The sequence below is a fragment of the Aeromonas sp. 130281 genome (genome assembly GCF_056642115.1).
Genome location: NZ_JBWVQS010000003.1, coordinates 87,131 through 103,116, shown reverse-complemented (window position 1 = coordinate 103,116; position 15,986 = coordinate 87,131). Strand labels below are relative to the sequence as shown.

The 15,986-nt window shown below is 63.4% G+C and carries 12 protein-coding genes and 1 riboswitch; of the genes, 3 read left to right on the top strand and 9 right to left on the bottom strand.

Annotated features, from left to right (window positions below; all coding sequences use genetic code 11):
* The 3 genes from AC1IN8_RS10305 to thiC are packed head-to-tail and all read right to left on the bottom strand — an operon-like array spanning window position 1 to window position 4,320.
* On the bottom strand, window positions 1-780 hold the full coding sequence (locus AC1IN8_RS10305) for a HesA/MoeB/ThiF family protein (protein ID WP_479758807.1): 780 nt from the start codon (window positions 778-780) through the stop codon (window positions 1-3).
* Window positions 770-2,329: a thiamine phosphate synthase gene (gene thiE, locus AC1IN8_RS10300; protein ID WP_479758806.1), complete on the bottom strand. Its 1,560-nt coding sequence runs from the start codon at window positions 2,327-2,329 to the stop codon at window positions 770-772. The genes AC1IN8_RS10305 and thiE overlap by 11 nt, the downstream gene beginning before the upstream one ends.
* Complete coding sequence (gene thiC, locus AC1IN8_RS10295; RefSeq protein ID WP_479758805.1) at window positions 2,326-4,320, bottom strand: phosphomethylpyrimidine synthase ThiC; 1,995 nt, start codon at window positions 4,318-4,320, stop codon at window positions 2,326-2,328. The genes thiE and thiC overlap by 4 nt, the downstream gene beginning before the upstream one ends.
* Before the next feature lie 266 nt (window positions 4,321-4,586).
* Window positions 4,587-4,700, bottom strand: a riboswitch (TPP riboswitch).
* 87 nt (window positions 4,701-4,787) lie between these two features.
* Here thiC and AC1IN8_RS10290 point away from each other — a divergent pair.
* Complete coding sequence (locus AC1IN8_RS10290; RefSeq protein ID WP_479758804.1) at window positions 4,788-6,326, top strand: aryl-sulfate sulfotransferase; 1,539 nt, start codon at window positions 4,788-4,790, stop codon at window positions 6,324-6,326.
* A gap of 36 nt (window positions 6,327-6,362) precedes the next feature.
* Here AC1IN8_RS10290 and AC1IN8_RS10285 read toward each other — a convergent pair whose 3' ends face one another.
* Together AC1IN8_RS10285 and AC1IN8_RS10280 are read right to left on the bottom strand one after the other, a co-directional pair.
* Entirely contained in the window at window positions 6,363-6,833 is a 471-nt protein-coding gene (locus AC1IN8_RS10285; RefSeq protein ID WP_479758803.1) for a hypothetical protein, read from the bottom strand.
* A gap of 85 nt (window positions 6,834-6,918) precedes the next feature.
* Window positions 6,919-7,335, bottom strand: coding sequence for a hypothetical protein (locus AC1IN8_RS10280; protein WP_202047744.1), 417 nt, complete (start codon window positions 7,333-7,335; stop codon window positions 6,919-6,921).
* Between the two features lie 90 nt (window positions 7,336-7,425).
* Between AC1IN8_RS10280 and AC1IN8_RS10275 the strand changes: the two genes are divergently transcribed.
* Window positions 7,426-8,094 carry a response regulator transcription factor gene (locus AC1IN8_RS10275; protein ID WP_319912307.1) on the top strand — a complete coding sequence of 223 codons (669 nt, stop codon included), beginning with the start codon at window positions 7,426-7,428 and terminating at the stop codon, window positions 8,092-8,094.
* A 29-nt stretch (window positions 8,095-8,123) separates the two neighbouring features.
* Window positions 8,124-9,353, top strand: a complete 1,230-nt coding sequence (locus tag AC1IN8_RS10270; RefSeq protein ID WP_479758925.1) for a sensor histidine kinase — start codon at window positions 8,124-8,126, stop codon at window positions 9,351-9,353.
* Window positions 9,354-9,483: 130 nt separating this feature from the next.
* Here AC1IN8_RS10270 and rimK read toward each other — a convergent pair whose 3' ends face one another.
* The 4 genes from rimK to metH form a co-directional block, all read right to left on the bottom strand.
* Complete coding sequence (rimK, locus tag AC1IN8_RS10265; protein WP_025325466.1) at window positions 9,484-10,380, bottom strand: 30S ribosomal protein S6--L-glutamate ligase; 897 nt, start codon at window positions 10,378-10,380, stop codon at window positions 9,484-9,486.
* A 113-nt stretch (window positions 10,381-10,493) separates the two neighbouring features.
* Window positions 10,494-11,558 (bottom strand): Gfo/Idh/MocA family oxidoreductase, encoded by a 1,065-nt coding sequence (locus AC1IN8_RS10260; RefSeq protein ID WP_479758802.1) that lies wholly within the window; start codon window positions 11,556-11,558, stop codon window positions 10,494-10,496.
* A 134-nt stretch (window positions 11,559-11,692) separates the two neighbouring features.
* Window positions 11,693-12,109, bottom strand: a complete 417-nt coding sequence (locus tag AC1IN8_RS10255; protein WP_342058942.1) for a hypothetical protein — start codon at window positions 12,107-12,109, stop codon at window positions 11,693-11,695.
* Window positions 12,110-12,148: 39 nt separating this feature from the next.
* Window positions 12,149-15,844 carry a methionine synthase gene (gene metH / locus AC1IN8_RS10250; RefSeq protein WP_479758801.1) on the bottom strand — a complete coding sequence of 1,232 codons (3,696 nt, stop codon included), beginning with the start codon at window positions 15,842-15,844 and terminating at the stop codon, window positions 12,149-12,151.
* Between the last annotated feature and the right edge of the window lie 142 nt (window positions 15,845-15,986).

Here is a 15,986-nt window from a genome sequence, read left to right as displayed (position 1 = left end):
TTAATCCTTCAGGGCCGGGTTGGTGCTGCCGCAGACCGGGCAGTCGGGGTCGGCGGGCAGGCGCAGGCACTGCCACTCATGGGTCAGGGCATCGAAGCGGCGCAATGTGCCCGCCACCGGGCTGGGGCGCCCGAGCAGCAGCTTGAGCGCTTCCAGCGCCTGCAATGAGCCCATCACCCCCACCAGGGGGCCGGTGATGCCGCTGCTCTGGCAGCTCTCCCTTACTTCGGTATCCGCAGGGTAGAGGCAGGCGTAGCAGGCATGCTCAGGGGCGCTGCGCGCCATCAGCTGACCCTGCCAGCCGACAGCGGCCGCCGAGATCCAGGGCTTGCCCTGCTCGACGCAGGCGGCGTTGATGGCGTGGCGGCTGGCGAGGTTGTCGCAGCAGTCGACAACCAGATCCACCTCGGCCACGAACCCCGGCAGGCTGGCCCCATCGAGGCGCTGGTTGATGGCAATCAGCTCGACGTGGGGGTTGTGGGCCGCCAACCGCTCCCTGGCCAGCTCCGCCTTGGAGCGGCGCAGCCCCTCCCCGTCGAACAGGATCTGGCGCGGCAGGTTGCTGGAATCCAGGGTGTCGCCATCGGCGAGCCAGAGCGTGCCCACCCCGGCCCCGGCGAGATAGAGGGCCAGCGGCGAGCCGAGCCCCCCCAGGCCGACGATCAGCACCGACTTGGCTTTCAGCCGCGCCTGCCCCTCTTCCCCTATCTCAGCCAGCATCAGTTGCCTGCCGTATCTCAGGTACTCTTCGTCGCTCAGCGACGCCTCGTCAGAGAGCATGTGCCACCTCCTTTGCCGGGATGGCGGAGCACGCCGGATCCCCGGCCCCCACGGCGGCCAGCAGGCGGGCGGTGGCCCCCCGCCAGTCGTCGCTCCCTGTGATGGCCGAGACCAGGGCGATGCTGCCGACCCCGCTCTCCTTGACCGCCGCCACGCGATCCTCGCCGATGCCGCCGATGGCGACCGTGGGCCACTGCGCCATCAGGCCGCGGTAGTGGTGCAACCGCACCAGCCCCTGGGGGCGGGACGGCATCTGCTTGGTATTGGTGGGGAAGATATGGCCGAGCGCGATATAGGACGGAGCCAGTTCGCGGGCCCGCATCAGCTCGAAGTAGCCGTGGGTGGAGATGCCAAGGCGCAGGCCGGCGGCCTGGATGGCGGCGAGATCCGCCGTTTCCATGTCCTCCTGACCCAGATGCACACCGTAAGCACCCGCGGCTATGGCCTGCTGCCAGTAGTCGTTGATGAAGAGCCGAGCCCCGAAGCGGCGCCCCAGGGCCACCGCCTCGGCGATCGCCGGCGCCACCTGGGCGGCGGGCAGCGCCTTGATGCGCAGTTGCAGTGTCCTGACCCCGGCTTCCAGCAGCCGCTTGAGCCACTTGACCGAATCCACTACCGGGTAGAGGCCGAGACAGTGTTCGGTCTGGGCAAAGGGCCCCTGGGGCAGGCGTGCGCTGCTTGTTTCATAAAGTCCGAAGCGGCGATCCAGCGTTGATCCTGCCAGCACGGCGCGGGGGAAGTGGGCGAGATCCCCGGGCCAGCCGAGATGGGCGATGGGGCCTGGGCCCGCTCCCACCCCCTGCGCCCCTGCCAGCCCTTGCTGCAGATAGGCGCGCGCCAGGGTGATGGCATCCTCCACCGGATAATCCAGTGCCACCACAGCCGCGATGGCGCTGGCGTAACAGCAGCCGGTGCCGTGACCGTGGCGGGTATCGAGCCGTGGCGCGGCCAGCCAGAACTCGCGGTGCTCGTCCTGGTAGTAGTCCAGACAGAGATCCCCGCTCCACTCAAGGTGACCGCCCTTGACCAGCACGGCGCGGGCACCGAGCTCCCGCAGCCTGGCCGCGCCCGCCCTTACCAGGGCGGGGGTGGTCGCCGGAATGCCGGTCAGGGCCTCCAGCTCGGGGCCGTTGGGGGTGATCAAGGAGAGGCGTGGCAGCAGGTGCTCGCGCACCGCCGCCAGCATGTTGGGCTCCGCCATGGGGGTGCCTGTGCTGGCGATGGCCACGGGATCATAGACCACGAAGGGGGCGCTTATCGTATCGAGCCGCCGGGCCAGCACCTCCACATGGAGCCGGGTCGGCAGCAGACCGATCTTGATGGCGGCCGGGGGCAGATCGACGCCGAGGGCGTCGATCTGGGCGCAGAAGGTCTGCATCAGCACCGGATCCACCATCTTCACCGCCACCGAATTCTGGGCGGTAATGGCGGAGATGACGGAGCAGCCGTGCACCCCGAGGGCGTGCATGGTATGCAGATCGGCCTGGATGCCGGCACCGCCCCCGGAATCTGAACCGGCTATGGTCCAGACGATGGGCTTGCTGCTCATGCTTCTTCCCGCTCCTCTTTGAGGGCCGCCGCCTGATGATAGAGCTCGCCCCCCTTCTCCTTGAAGGTCTCTGCCATGCGGTGCATGCCGCTCTCCACCTCGGCCACCACCCGCTCCTGCTGGCCATCCATGCCCACCAGTTTCACCTCGACCGCTTCCAGCTTGGCGGCGTAGTCGCGCACGTCCTGGGTGATCTTCATGGAGCAGAACTTGGGGCCGCACATGGAGCAGAAGTGGGCCACCTTGCCGGACTCCTGGGGCAGGGTCTCGTCGTGGTAGGCGCGAGCAGTCTCGGGATCCAGCGCCAGGTTGAACTGATCCTCCCAGCGGAACTCGAAGCGCGCCTTGGACATGGCGTTGTCGCGGATCTGGGCGCCCGGGTGCCCCTTGGCAAGATCCGCGGCGTGGGCGGCGATCTTGTAGGTGATGAGCCCCTGCTTCACGTCCTCCTTGTTCGGCAGCCCCAGGTGCTCCTTGGGGGTGACATAGCAGAGCATGGCGCAGCCATACCAGCCGATCATGGCGGCGCCTATGCCGGAGGTAAAGTGATCGTAACCCGGCGCGATATCGGTGGTGAGCGGGCCGAGCGTGTAAAAGGGCGCCTCGTGGCAGTGCTCCAGCTGCTCCGTCATGTTGCGCTCAATCATGTGCATGGGGACGTGACCCGGCCCCTCTATCATCACCTGGACATCGTACTCCCAGGCAATCTTGGTGAGCTCGCCCAGGGTGCGCAACTCGGCGAACTGGGCCTCGTCGTTGGCGTCATAGACGGAACCCGGGCGCAGACCATCGCCCAGCGACAGGGCCACGTCATAGGCGGCGCAGATCTCGCAGATCTCGCGGAAATGCTGGTAGAGGAAGTTCTCCTTGTGGTGGGACAGGCACCACTTGGCCATGATGCTGCCGCCACGGGAGACGATACCGGTGAGGCGCTTGGCGGTCATGGGCACGTAGCGCAGCAGCACGCCGGCGTGGATGGTGAAGTAGTCCACCCCCTGCTCGGCCTGTTCCAGCAGGGTGTCGCGGAACAGCTCCCAGGTGAGATCCTCGGCAATGCCGTTGGTCTTCTCCAGCGCCTGGTAGATGGGCACTGTGCCGATGGGCACAGGGCTGTTGCGCAGTATCCACTCCCGGGTCTCGTGGATGTAGCGGCCGGTGGAGAGATCCATGACGGTGTCGGCGCCCCAGCGGGTGGACCACACCAGCTTCTCCACCTCCTCCTCGATGCTGGAGGTGACCGCCGAGTTGCCTATGTTGGCGTTGATCTTCACCAGGAAGTTGCGGCCGATGATCATGGGCTCCGCTTCCGGGTGGTTGATGTTGCTGGGGATGATGGCGCGGCCGGCGGCCACCTCGTTGCGCACGAATTCGGGGGTGATGTTCTCGGGCAGGCGGGCGCCGAAGCCCTGACCCGGATGCTGGCGCAGCAGCAGCTCGGAGCGCACCCGCTCGCGCCCCATGTTCTCGCGAATGGCGATGAACTCCATCTCCGGGGTGACCATTCCCTGACGGGCATAGTGCAGCTGGGTCACCCATTTGCCCGCCTTGGCGCGGCGCGGTTTGGGCAGATGCTCGAATCGCAGGTGATCCAGCCCCTCGTCCGCCAGCCGCTCCTGGGTGAAGGCGGAGCTGAGATCATCCAGGGCTTCGGTGTCGCCACGCTCCAGCACCCAGGCCTCACGCAGGCGCGGCAGACCGCGGCGCACGTCTATCTCGGCACGCTCGTCCCCATAGGCCCCCGAGGTGTCGTAGACGGGCACGGGATCATTCGGCTCGAACTGGGGGTCCTCCTTGCTGCCGCCGACGAGGGTGTCGGCCAGGACTATCTCCCGCAGCCCCACCCGGATGTCGGGACGGGAACCCTGAATGAAGATGCGTCTGGAGTTGGGATGGGCCATGCCCTTGAGGTTGTCGATAAAGGCCTGGGCACTGGAGCGCTGCTCCCGGCGGCTGGCGGGCACGGACTTGCTGTTTTCAGAAGAGGTAGACATAGCAAAACTCACATTAACTGGTTGAAGTTATGGGTGTTTGCTTGTCTGGAGTTCGAGGAGAAGTGATGAACTTGCAATCTGGGTGCGCTCTCAAGAGGGAGCGAGCGCAGGATGGATCATCCCTGCTCTGCCGTCCCGCCCCCTTGCGGGGAACATTCGCCGCCCTGACGGGCAAGCGGCGGGACGACCTCCCTCCTGTGCGCCTGTTCTTGCCCTGGGCTCCCCTCAAGGCAAGGGGGAAGTGGCTACTCCCCCGGCGCGGCAACTCGCAAGTTACCCTTGTTTCCCTTCGCAGGTCTTAACCTGATCAGGTTCCACGGATCCCGAATTAACGGTCTCAGCTTTGCGTCGTTCGACGGTCAGCACTCCGACAAGATGGCGCCAGTATATACGGCCTATCTTTTAACTCAACCATGATTTTTTCACTACAATGAATCTTGTTCATTAACATAGGGATGATGTTTATTATGAACCACAAAAAGACACTTATTCTTGGCATGTGCTGCTTCGGCTTATATGGATGCGACAGTAGCAATGACAGCAAGACTCTGGCCGAGCAATCTGCTTATGACCCTGCGACACAGGTTATTGAAGATGATCAGCATACGTCAGTGTTTATTTCGGCATTAAATATGAATGGACTGGATACTGGCAAAATAAAAAACATATCCTTCCGTATAAAAACAAAAGATGGCAATTTTGCCAAGCCTGTCTCCGCCACATATGATTGGAGCTATCTGTCCAACAATGGACTATTTGACTCTACAAATAACAGAGTCCAAGTTCCAATATTTGGCCTCTACAGCGACTATCTGAATGAACTCACAATAGACATTCAATATATCGATGACAGCATCTACTCATTTCAGAAGATGGTCCCCGCGGCCACCTATGTTGATAGTGCAGGTATTTATGACAACGTTGGCATCAGCATCAAGCCAATTGCCACACCGAGCTATAGCTATTTTTATTTGAAAAGTAGATTAAAGAATCCCATTGTCATGGATATTGATGGTGAAGTTAGGTGGGATGCGGAAACAAAGAGAGATTCCATGGCATCGATATTTATGAACAATATGTTTATTACTGGACGTCCAGTGATGGGATCTGGCGGGGCCGCCATAGATATAATTTCACTTTATGGAAAAACTGACTCCACTGTCATCAATGACACAAAAATGGGAAGTGATGCATATTTTCACCATAATATAGACCCGGGCAAAAAAGGTATATTGATTGAGCTCGATGGCACAACTGATGGTGCGTTAAAAATAGAGTCATTTTTAAGTGAGATAGACGAGTCAGGCAATGTGATTAAAGAGTGGGACCTCGGTAAGATATTCTCTGAATATATGGTGCAGGAAGGGGATGATCCCAGCAACTTTGTCAGAAATGGTGTGGACTGGTTCCACATGAACGCAGCCACCTATGATCCTGCCGATGACACCTTGCTGGTCTCCAGCCGTGAAAACTTCGTGGTAAAACTGGATTACAACACAGGGAAGATCATCTGGTTGCTGGGGGACGAGACCAAGCATTGGTACTCCTACCCTTCTCTACAAAAGTTGGCCTTGTCACTCTCCTCGGGGCAAGTGCCTATAGGGCAGCATGCTGTATCTATCACCAAAGAAGGGAAATTGATGCTGTTCAACAACGGTCTGAAGAGTTTCAATCATCCCTCTGGCACCCCTGCTGGCATCGACCTCGCAACCAGCCAGACAGCCATCTTTGATATTGATAGTCAGAACAAAACTGGCCAGATGATTTGGAGTTTTGACGATGGTATTTATTCGGATATCTGCTCGAGTATCTATCAGGACCAGCTATCTGCCCAAGGGGACTTTCTGATCAACTATGCGGCAGCCGACAATAGAACCCGTGTCATCATTCAGGGGATAAACAAGGATAAACAGAAACTGTTCGAGTTTACCTACCCAAGCCCGACCCCCTGCGCCACCTCCTGGAACGCCATCCAGATCCCTCTCGAGAACATACACTTCCAATAAGCGACAGAAATAGCGCCACCTTGTGGCGCTATTTCTTCATTCATCTTCCGGGTTGGGGATCAGGATCTCGGTCAGACGGCCCTCATCATCCCGGCTCAGCACCAGTCTGCGACCCGGTTGCAGATCGGCGCGGCTGCCGTTCACCCAGCGGGTACCGGCATCAAACACCAGCACACCCAGCTGCTGCAGCAGCAGGCTCTCTCCTGCGGTGGCGACCAGCCTGTCCTCCGCCCGCAGCCACTGGCTGCTCTGGGCCGGATCCGGCGCCGTGGCGAGCACCCGGATCTGCTCGGCCACGCCGTACCGGCTCTGGATGGCGAGGTGCATGCCGGGCCTGAGATCGTCAAACTGCGCCGCCCCCACCAGGGTGGCGCTGCCGAGCTCGAGCTCGGCCCCCTGGAACTGCAGGCGGATACCGTCGTTGTGCTCCAGCTCCACCAGCCAGAGTTCGGGCTCGTCGGCAAGGACGTGAAAGGAGAGCAACAGGAACAAGGCGGTTCTGGTCATAGCAAGCAGGCCCATGGTCAACCCGGCAAGGAGGTTTAACTATGGGCCTGGACGGGCAATTTTTCCGGTCGGTTGGTGCTGCGGCTCAGTCGTCCTCCCGGCAGCGGCTCAGACGCATGCCGTCGAAGCGGCACTCCAGCTCCAGCCAGCGCCCCTCGAAGGGGGCCAGGCTGTCGTCCGAGGTGACATAACCCCAGATCCGCCCCTGAGCCACAGGCCCTTCCAGCTCCATCTCGTGCTTTTCCTCCAGCGGCTCCACCTCGCGGACCAGCCGCCTGTCCCCCTCGATCACCCCTTCCAGATCGACCCAGGTGCCGCCGAGATCGTCTTCGTCCAGCCCATCCTTGAAGCGGGTCTGATCATCGATCACGAAGGGAATACCGTTGACCATCAACTGGCCCAGCTGCCAGCTGGTGCGGCCGGTCAGCTTGAACTCGGCCGCCTGCACCAGTCCAAAGGGCAATAAAATCAATAGCCAGAGGGCGCAGAGAGACTTCTTCATCGGGGATCCTCGGGGTTACACTGGCACACAGGATGTCTCATCCGGTGTGAAATGGCCGTGAAATCTCGGCCCAAACCAGGAGATCAGAGCATGAAAATACTGGTGGTGGAAGACAGTCCCCAGGTGGCTGAGACCGTCATGGATTATCTGGAGCTGGCCGGGCACAGGGTGGACTGTGCCTATCACGGCCAGGCCGCCCTGCAGCTGCTGGCCGAGCAGCGTTTCGACGTCATCATCATGGACGTCATGATGCCGCGCCTCGACGGCCTGCGCACCGTCGAGCGGTTGCGCTCGGACGGCATCGCCACCCCTGTGCTCTTTCTCACCGCCCGCGACAGCCTGGAGGACAAGCTGGCAGGCTTCAAGGCGGGGGGCGATGACTACCTGGTCAAACCGTTCGCCATGGAGGAGCTGGAGGTGCGGTTGCAGGCCCTGGCCCTGCGCGGCCCCCGCAGCGACATGGGGGCGCTGGCGTTCGGCGAGCTGGAGGTGGATCCCGCCGCGGGCCGCGCCACCCGCGCTGGAGTGGAGCTCAAGCTCGGCAAGATCCCGTTCCAGATCCTCACCCTGCTGGTGAAACGGGCCCCCCAGCTGGTGACGCGCCAGGAGGTGCTCGACACCGTCTGGGGCGATGAGGAGCCCGACTCCGACGCCCTGCGCAGCCACATCTATGCCCTGCGCAACGCCCTGGACAAGCCCTTCCCCAGCCCCATGCTGGAGACAGTGCACGGCCAGGGCTACCGGCTGGTCAAACCATGACCCCCCCTGCCCCCCCAAGCCAGCAAGCCTTGAGCCTGCCGAGCCTGCGCCAGCGCCTGATCCTGGCGTTGGGCGGTGCCGGCTTGCTGCTGCTGCTGATCCTGAGCCTGCTGATGGTGGTGGCCGAGAACAAGATGGAGGAGCTCAGCCTGCGCCACTGGCTGGAGGCCGAGGTCACTCGCTACAACGATGACTGGCTGCGGCTCGGCCAGGCGGCCCCCGCCCCCAGCCCGCGCCAGTTCTCAAGCTACTGGACGGAGGCGGGACGCCTGCCGGCCTGGCTGAAACCCTACCAGACCCCTGGCTTCTTCGAGCACCAGCTGGGGGAGGAGGACAAACACTTCCTGGTGCGCGCCCACCCCTCTGGCCAGGGCCTGCTCTATCTGGTGTTCAACGACGACGCCGACGACTACCTGGATCCTTACGAAGACAGGCTGCACCTGGTCACCCGGCTGATCGGGCTGGCCCTGCTGCTCGGCTGCATAGCGTTCGGCATCTGGCTGGTGCGCCACATCACCCGGCCCCTGGACAGGCTGCGTCAGCGCGTCGCCCACCTCACCCCGGATCAGGTCGACTTCGTGCCGGACGCCCCCTGGCAGGAGCTGCGGGAGATCGAGCTGGCGCTGCTGGCGGGCAAGCACGAGGTGGCCGCCGTGTTCGCCCGGGAGCAGGAGTTCAGCCGCTTCGCCAGCCATGAGCTGCGCACCCCCAACATGGTGATCCAGGGCTCGGCCGCCCTGCTCGGCAAGGTGAGCGACCTGCCCGCCCCCGCCGCCCGGGCCGCCAGCCGCATTCGCGCCGCCAGCGACGAGATGGCCCTGCTCACCGAGACCTTCCTGCTGCTGGGGCGCAAGGAGGCGGTCGAGCGCCCCCCGCAATGGGTGGCACCGCTGATCCAGCGGGAGCTGGCGCGCCTCGCCCCCTTGCTGCAGCGCGAGAACCTGGACATCCGCCTCAATCTGGACGAGCAGAGCGAGGTGCAGGCCCCCCTCTCATTGCTCGCCATTGCGCTCGGCAACCTGCTGAAGAATGCCCTGAGCTACGCCGAGGGTCACATCGAGATCGCGCTTCAGGGTCAGGTGCTCACCATCAGCAACCCGACGGCGGCGGCGCCGGATCAGATCCTGGGCTACGGCTGCGGCCTCACCATCATCCAGCGCATCTGCGAGAAGCTGGGCTGGCAGATTGAGACCCGGCTGGAGGATGGGATCTTCAGCGCCAGGCTGGCGATGATCACCGCCGGACCCGCGAAGGCATAGCCCCTCATCCCCGGCCCTTCTCCCGCAAGGGGAGAAGGGAGACCCCGGCAAGCCCGCCGCCCACCCGACCAGATAGCAACAAGGCACCCGAGGGCGCCCTGTTTTTACCTGTCTGACTCTCGTCCGGGACTCACTCCGCCGGCTTGTGCTTGCGACTCGCCTTGAGCTCCAGAAAATCGATGATCTTGCCCGCCACATCCTTGCCGGAGGCGGCTTCCACCCCTTGCAGGCCGGGGGAGGAGTTCACCTCCAGCACCAGGGGGCCGCGGGCACTGCGCAGGATGTCCACCCCGGCCACGTCCAGCCCCATGATCTTGGCGGCCTGCACCGCGGTCGCCCGCTCTTCCGGGGTGATCTTGATGGCCGACGCCTCGCCGCCACGGTGCAGGTTGGAGCGAAACTCCCCCGGCTGGGCCTGACGACGCATGGCCGCCACCACCTTGCCGCCCACCACCACGCAGCGAATGTCGGCGCCGTTGGCCTCGCGGATATACTCCTGCACCAGGATGTTGTTGTTGGTCTGGATGAAGGCCTCGATCACGCTCTCGGCCGCCTTCTGGGTCTCGCACAGCACCACGCCGATCCCCTGGGTCCCCTCCAGCAGCTTCACCACCAGGGGCGCCCCGCCGACCATGGTGATGAGGTCGGGCACGTCGTGGGTGCTGTGGGCATAGCCGGTGATGGGCAGGCCTATGCCGTGACGGGAGAGCAGCTGCATGGCGCGCAACTTGTCCCGGGAGCGGCTGATGGCCACCGAGCTGTTGAGGGCCATGGTATTCATCATCTCGAACTGGCGCAGCACGGCGGTGCCATAGAAGGTGATGCTGGCACCGATGCGCGGGATCACGGCGTCATAGCTCTCCAGTTCCCGTCCTTCGTAGTGGATGGAGGGGCTGTGGGAGGCGATGTTCATGTAGCAGCGCAGGGTGTCGAGCACCTCGACCTGATGCCCGCGCGCCTGCGCCACCTCGACCAGACGGCGGGTGGAGTAGTTGTTGGGCTCGCGGGATAAAATGGCAATATTCATGGAAATGACAGACCTGATAATCGGACTGGAGAGTATAAGGTGCCATGAACGACTGGCAACGCCAATCCTTTCCCCTCACCATTCGGCGTTCTGCAAGAACCGCAGAACCAGATTCAATGCGGGCCACGCAACCCCTGCTGCAGGCTCAGCAGCAGCACCACCTCCTGCAACCGGCGTGCAGTGGTCCCGGCCCAGCCGCCCAGCGGCACAGGGGCCAGCAGGGTTTGGGCTATGCAGTCGCGATAGAGTGGCCCCTCATGTTGCCAGCCCCGCATCCCGTCGGCGTCGTGATGGTGCAGCCACTCCAGATTGCCGCTGCGAAGCAGCTCGATGCGCCGCCCATCCCTGAGATGCAGGCACAGCCCCTTCTTCTCCACCCCGGGACCGGCGTACTTGTCGAGCCAGAGGGTCAGGGGTACCCCGGCCGCCTCGCCGCGCAGACAGGCGCGCCCCTCGGCGGTCTCCAGATCCCCGCGCCGGATGGGCTGGCCAAGCCGATCGCAGACCCCGTCCGCGACCAGATGCAGGCAGTCATCCCCGCCGAGGGCCACCAGCAGCTCGCGGATCATCGCCAGCAGATGGGTGCCGATGTCGAGGATCACCCCGTCGGGGTGACGCAGGATCCGCCGATCCGGCTCGCCGGTGGCGAAGTTGAGGGCATAGGGATGCCCCTGCTCGTCGAGGCCGCAGGGCTCCAGCAGGAAGCCCTCCACCGAGGCCACATCGGCCAGGGTGACGGACGAAATGGGGCCAGTCTGCCCGGCTTGCGGTCGCCACTCATCCCCCAGCCCGCCACTCAGCAGCCGCTGGACGGCGTTGCGGGCCATCCAGTGATCCAGCGCCAGCACCCGGGCGGCGACCTCGGGATCCGCCAGCAGGGCCTGCAGGCGAGTGCGCTGGGCCAGGGTCGCCACCACAGGCTTCTCCACCAGGATCAAGGGGATGGAGCTTGCCAGCGCCTGCTCCAGCACTGGCAGATGCAGCAGGGAGGGAGTGGCGATGACCAGCCGGTCCAGCGGCAAGGCCAGCAGGGCTGCCAGGGTCGGCAGCGAGTCCACTCCCGGCAGGCTGCGGGCGGGGTCGAATCCCCAGATCGCCATCTCCGGCGCCAGGGCCCGCAATGCCGGCAGATAGGCGGTCTCCGCCACGGCCCCCAGGCCGACAAATCCAATCTTCATAACGACTTCATCCCCACTGGGCCATAGACCCGTGAATGGGCCAACCGGGTGGCCAGGTCACGCCAGCTGGCACAAGCAAGGTGACACGCCCAGAGCAGGCATCACCTTCATATCAATAAAAAGGGGAAGCAGATTCAATGGAGGGGGCCGGCCCCGTTTTGCTCCAGTCGCCAGCGCAGCAATGCCCGATCAAAATCTACCCTTGTCTGAGTGATATATCGCTCCGACCGTTGCAAAAAGCACGCGAGATGATCCCGGTGGATCTGCGCCCGCTTCACCACGAATCGGGCGGGCTCGTGGGAGGTGCCGTCCCGCCGCTTGCGTTCACGCCACTCCACCCTGAAGTTCAACCCGTCACGCAGGGCAACCATTTCCGACGAGTCATAGAAACGATCGCGCTCATGAAAGAAACCGGCCAACGCAGAGGCCGACACGTCCAGCGCCCGGCAGAAGACCTTGAAGTCGATAAACCCCTCGTCATCCGCCTCGGCCAGACAGCGGGCAATCAACACCTCATCCGGCCATATCTCGCCATCTCTTGCCTTGTCCATTTTCCCTCCTAGCCACTTGCACTATGGCATTCCACCTGATCAATGCAGGTTAGGTCCCAGCCAGCGCTCGGCCTCCACCAGCGTCATGCCCTTGCGCTGGGCATAGTCTTCCACCTGATCGGGCTGGATCTGCGCCACCGCGAAGTACTTGCTCTCGGGGTGGGAGAAGTACCAGCCGGACACCGCCGCCCCAGGCCACATGGCGTAGGACTCGGTGAGCTTCATGCCGATGGCCTGCTCCACATCCAGCAGCTCCCAGATGCTGCCCTTCTCGGTGTGCTCCGGGCAGGCCGGGTAGCCGGGCGCCGGGCGAATGCCCTGATAGTTCTCGCGGATCAGCTCCTCGTTGCTGAGGGCCTCGTCCGGGGCATAACCCCAGTGCCGCTTTCGCACCTGCTCGTGCAGGTACTCGGCGAACGCCTCGGCGAGACGGTCGCACACCGCCTGGATCAGGATGGCGTTGTAGTCGTCGTGATCCGCCTTGTAGGCTTGCGCTATGGCCTCCTCGCCGATGCCGCCGGTCACCGCGAAGGCGCCGATCCAGTCGGGCTTGCCACTCTCCTTGGGGGCCACATAGTCCGCCAGACAGTAGTTCGGGAAGCCCTGCTTCTCGCTCTGCTGGCGCAAATGGTGCAACACTTTTTTCACTTCGCTGCGCGACTCGTCGGTATAGACCTCTATGCTGTCCCCCACGGCGTTGGCGGGGAACAGGCCTATGATGCCGGCGCAGCGCACGCTCTGATCCTTTTCCAGCCGATCCAGCATGGCGTTGGCATCGGCAAACAGCTTGGTCGCCTCTTCGCCGATGATCTCGTCTTCGAGGATGCGGGGATACTTGCCCGCCAGCTCCCAGCTCAGGAAGAAGGGCGTCCAGTCGATGTAGGGGCGCAACACAGAGACGGGCACGTTCTCGAAGGTCTGCACGCCGGGCTCCCGGGGCGCAGGGGGCTCATAGCCGACCCAGTCCAGCTGATGGCGGTTGGCGCGGGCATGGGCCAGGGAGACCGGCTTGGAGCGTGGCTGCTTGCGGGCATGCTGATCCCGCGCTATCTCGTACTCCTTGTCGATGCGGGCGACGAAGGCGGGCTTGAGCTCGGGGTTCAGCAGGCTCTGGGCCACCCCGACGGCGCGGGAGGCGTTCGACACATAGACCACGGGTTCGGAGTAGTTCTGCTCTATCTTCACCGCGGTGTGGGCCTTGGAGGTGGTGGCACCGCCGATCAAGAGCGGCAGCTTGAAGCCCTGGCGCTCCATCTCCTTCGCCACGTGCACCATCTCGTCCAGGGAGGGGGTGATGAGGCCGGACAGGCCTATGATGTCCGCCCCCACTTCCCGCGCCGTCTTGAGAATGGTCTCGCAGGAGACCATGACCCCAAGATCGACGATCTCGTAGTTGTTGCACTGCAGCACCACACCGACGATGTTCTTGCCGATGTCGTGCACGTCCCCCTTGACGGTGGCCATCACGATTTTGCCGTTGCTGGAGCCGCCGGACTTCTCCGCCTCTATGTAGGGCTGCAGGTAGGCGACCGCCCGCTTCATCACCCGCGCCGACTTCACCACCTGGGGCAGGAACATCTTGCCGGCGCCGAACAGGTCACCCACCACGTTCATGCCGTCCATCAGCGGCCCCTCGATCACGTGCAGCGGCTTCTCGGCCCCGGCCCGCGCCTCCTCGGTATCCTCCTCGATGAAGTCGGTGATGCCCTTGACCAGGGCATGCTCCAGCCGCTTGCCCACCGGCCAGCTGCGCCACTCCTGATCCCGCGGATCCTCGGCCTGGGCGCCGGCGCCGCGATACTTCTCGGCGATGGCGAGCAGATCCTCGGTGGCAGTGTCATTGAGGTTCAACACCACGGCCTCGACCTTCGCCTTCAGCTCCGCCGGAATGTCTTCGTAGATGGCGAGCTGACCGGCGTTGACTATCCCCATGTCCATGCCGTTCTGGATGGCGTGGTAGAGGAAGACGGCGTGGATGGCTTCCCGCACCGGCTCGTTGCCACGGAAGGAGAAGGAGACGTTGGAGACGCCGCCGGAGATCATGGCGTGGGGCAGATGGGTCTTGATGTCCTTCACCGCCTCGATGAAGTCCACCGCGTAGTTGTTGTGCTCGTCGATGCCGGTCGCCACCGCGAAGATGTTGGGGTCGAAGATGATGTCTTCCGGCGGGAAGCCGACCCGATCCACCAGGATCCGGTAGGCCCGCTGGCAGATCTCGAACTTGCGGGCACGGGTATCGGCCTGGCCCACCTCGTCGAACGCCATCACTATGACGGCGGCGCCGTAGCGACGCAGCAACTTGGCCTGCTCGATGAACTTGGCCTCCCCCTCCTTCATGGAGATGGAGTTGACCACAGGCTTGCCCTGCACGCACTTGAGGCCCGCCTCCAGCACCTCCCACTTGGAGGAGTCGATCATCACCGGCACCCGGGCGATGTCCGGCTCGCCGGCGATGAGGTTGAGGAAGCGCACCATGGCCGCCTCGGCGTCCAGCATCCCCTCGTCCATGTTGATGTCGATGATCTGGGCGCCGCTCTCCACCTGCTGCTTGGCCACGTCCAGGGCCTCGTCGTAGAGCCCCTCCTTGATGAGGCGCTTGAACTTGGCCGAGCCGGTGACGTTGGTGCGCTCCCCCACGTTCACGAACATGGACTCGGGGGTGATGATGAGGGGCTCGAGGCCGGACAACCGGCAGGCCACCGGCAGCTCGGGCAGGGCGCGGGGCTTGATGCCCGCCACGGCGTCCGCCATGGCGCGAATATGGGTCGGGGTGGTGCCGCAGCAGCCCCCCACCAGGTTGAGAAAGCCGCTTTGGGCCCACTCGCGGATATGCTCCGCCATCTCGCCCGCGTCGAGATCGTACTCGCCGAAGGCATTGGGCAGACCGGCGTTGGGGTGGGCGCTGACATGGGTCTCGCTGATGCGGGACAACTCCTCCACGTACTGGCGCAGCTCGTCCGGTCCCAGCGCACAGTTGAGGCCGAAGGAGACGGGTTTGACGTGGCGAAGCGAATGGTAGAAGGCTTCCGTGGTCTGGCCCGAGAGGGTACGGCCGGAGGCATCCGTGATGGTGCCGGAGATCATCACCGGCAGGCTGTAGCCCAGCTCATCGAACACCAGATCCACCGCGAAGGCGGCCGCCTTGGCGTTCAGGGTGTCGAAGATGGTCTCGATGAGGATGAGGTCGGCGCCCCCCTCGATGAGGGCATGGGTCGATTCTGTGTAGGCGGCCACCAGCTCGTCATAGGTGACGTTGCGCTTGCCGGGGTCGTTCACGTCCGGCGAGATGGAGGCGGTGCGGTTGGTGGGGCCCAGGACCCCTGCCACAAAGCGCGGCTTGTGGGGCTCTTTCGCCGTCCATTCGTCCGCCACGGCACGGGCCAGACGGGCCGCCTCCCGGTTGATCTCGGCGGAGAAGGCTTCCATCTCGTAATCGGCCATGGCGATGCGAGTGGCGTTGAAGGTGTTGGTCTCGAGGATGTCGGCCCCGGCGGCACAGTATTGATCGTGGATCTCGCGGATCACCGCCGGCCGGGTCAGCACCAGCAGATCGTTGTTGCCCTTGATGTCGGTATGCCAGTCGGCGAAGCGCTCGCCGCGGTAATCCGCTTCACCGAGCCTGTACCCCTGGATCATGGTGCCCATGGCACCGTCGATGATCAGGATCCGCTCCTTGAGACAGGCTTCCAGTTTCTTCGTTATGTCCGACTTCTTGCTCGACTCTATGCTCGACACCGCTTCTACCCCTTACATCCATGCAACTGCGTGAGCTCCATCCTAGCAGCAAAAAAATCAAATGGAAATCTAGCCGTCTATCTGTCCGAAATCTCGAGCATATACTCACAAATGGGTAATGAGTAAGATGTGGCCCGAGAGT

Excerpts from the sequence above, each read along its gene's own strand:
- AC1IN8_RS10275 (WP_319912307.1), top strand. The coding sequence starts at position 7,426 with ATGAAAATACTGGTGGTGGAAGACAGTCCCCAGGTGGCTGAGACCGTC.
- AC1IN8_RS10305 (WP_479758807.1), bottom strand. The coding sequence starts at position 780 with ATGCTCTCTGACGAGGCGTCGCTGAGCGACGAAGAGTACCTGAGATAC.
- rimK (WP_025325466.1), bottom strand. The coding sequence starts at position 10,380 with ATGAATATTGCCATTTTATCCCGCGAGCCCAACAACTACTCCACCCGC.
- thiE (WP_479758806.1), bottom strand. The coding sequence starts at position 2,329 with ATGAGCAGCAAGCCCATCGTCTGGACCATAGCCGGTTCAGATTCCGGG.
- AC1IN8_RS10255 (WP_342058942.1), bottom strand. The coding sequence starts at position 12,109 with ATGGACAAGGCAAGAGATGGCGAGATATGGCCGGATGAGGTGTTGATT.
- AC1IN8_RS10290 (WP_479758804.1), top strand. The coding sequence starts at position 4,788 with ATGAACCACAAAAAGACACTTATTCTTGGCATGTGCTGCTTCGGCTTA.
- AC1IN8_RS10285 (WP_479758803.1), bottom strand. The coding sequence starts at position 6,833 with ATGACCAGAACCGCCTTGTTCCTGTTGCTCTCCTTTCACGTCCTTGCC.
- AC1IN8_RS10260 (WP_479758802.1), bottom strand. The coding sequence starts at position 11,558 with ATGAAGATTGGATTTGTCGGCCTGGGGGCCGTGGCGGAGACCGCCTAT.
- AC1IN8_RS10280 (WP_202047744.1), bottom strand. The coding sequence starts at position 7,335 with ATGAAGAAGTCTCTCTGCGCCCTCTGGCTATTGATTTTATTGCCCTTT.
- thiC (WP_479758805.1), bottom strand. The coding sequence starts at position 4,320 with ATGTCTACCTCTTCTGAAAACAGCAAGTCCGTGCCCGCCAGCCGCCGG.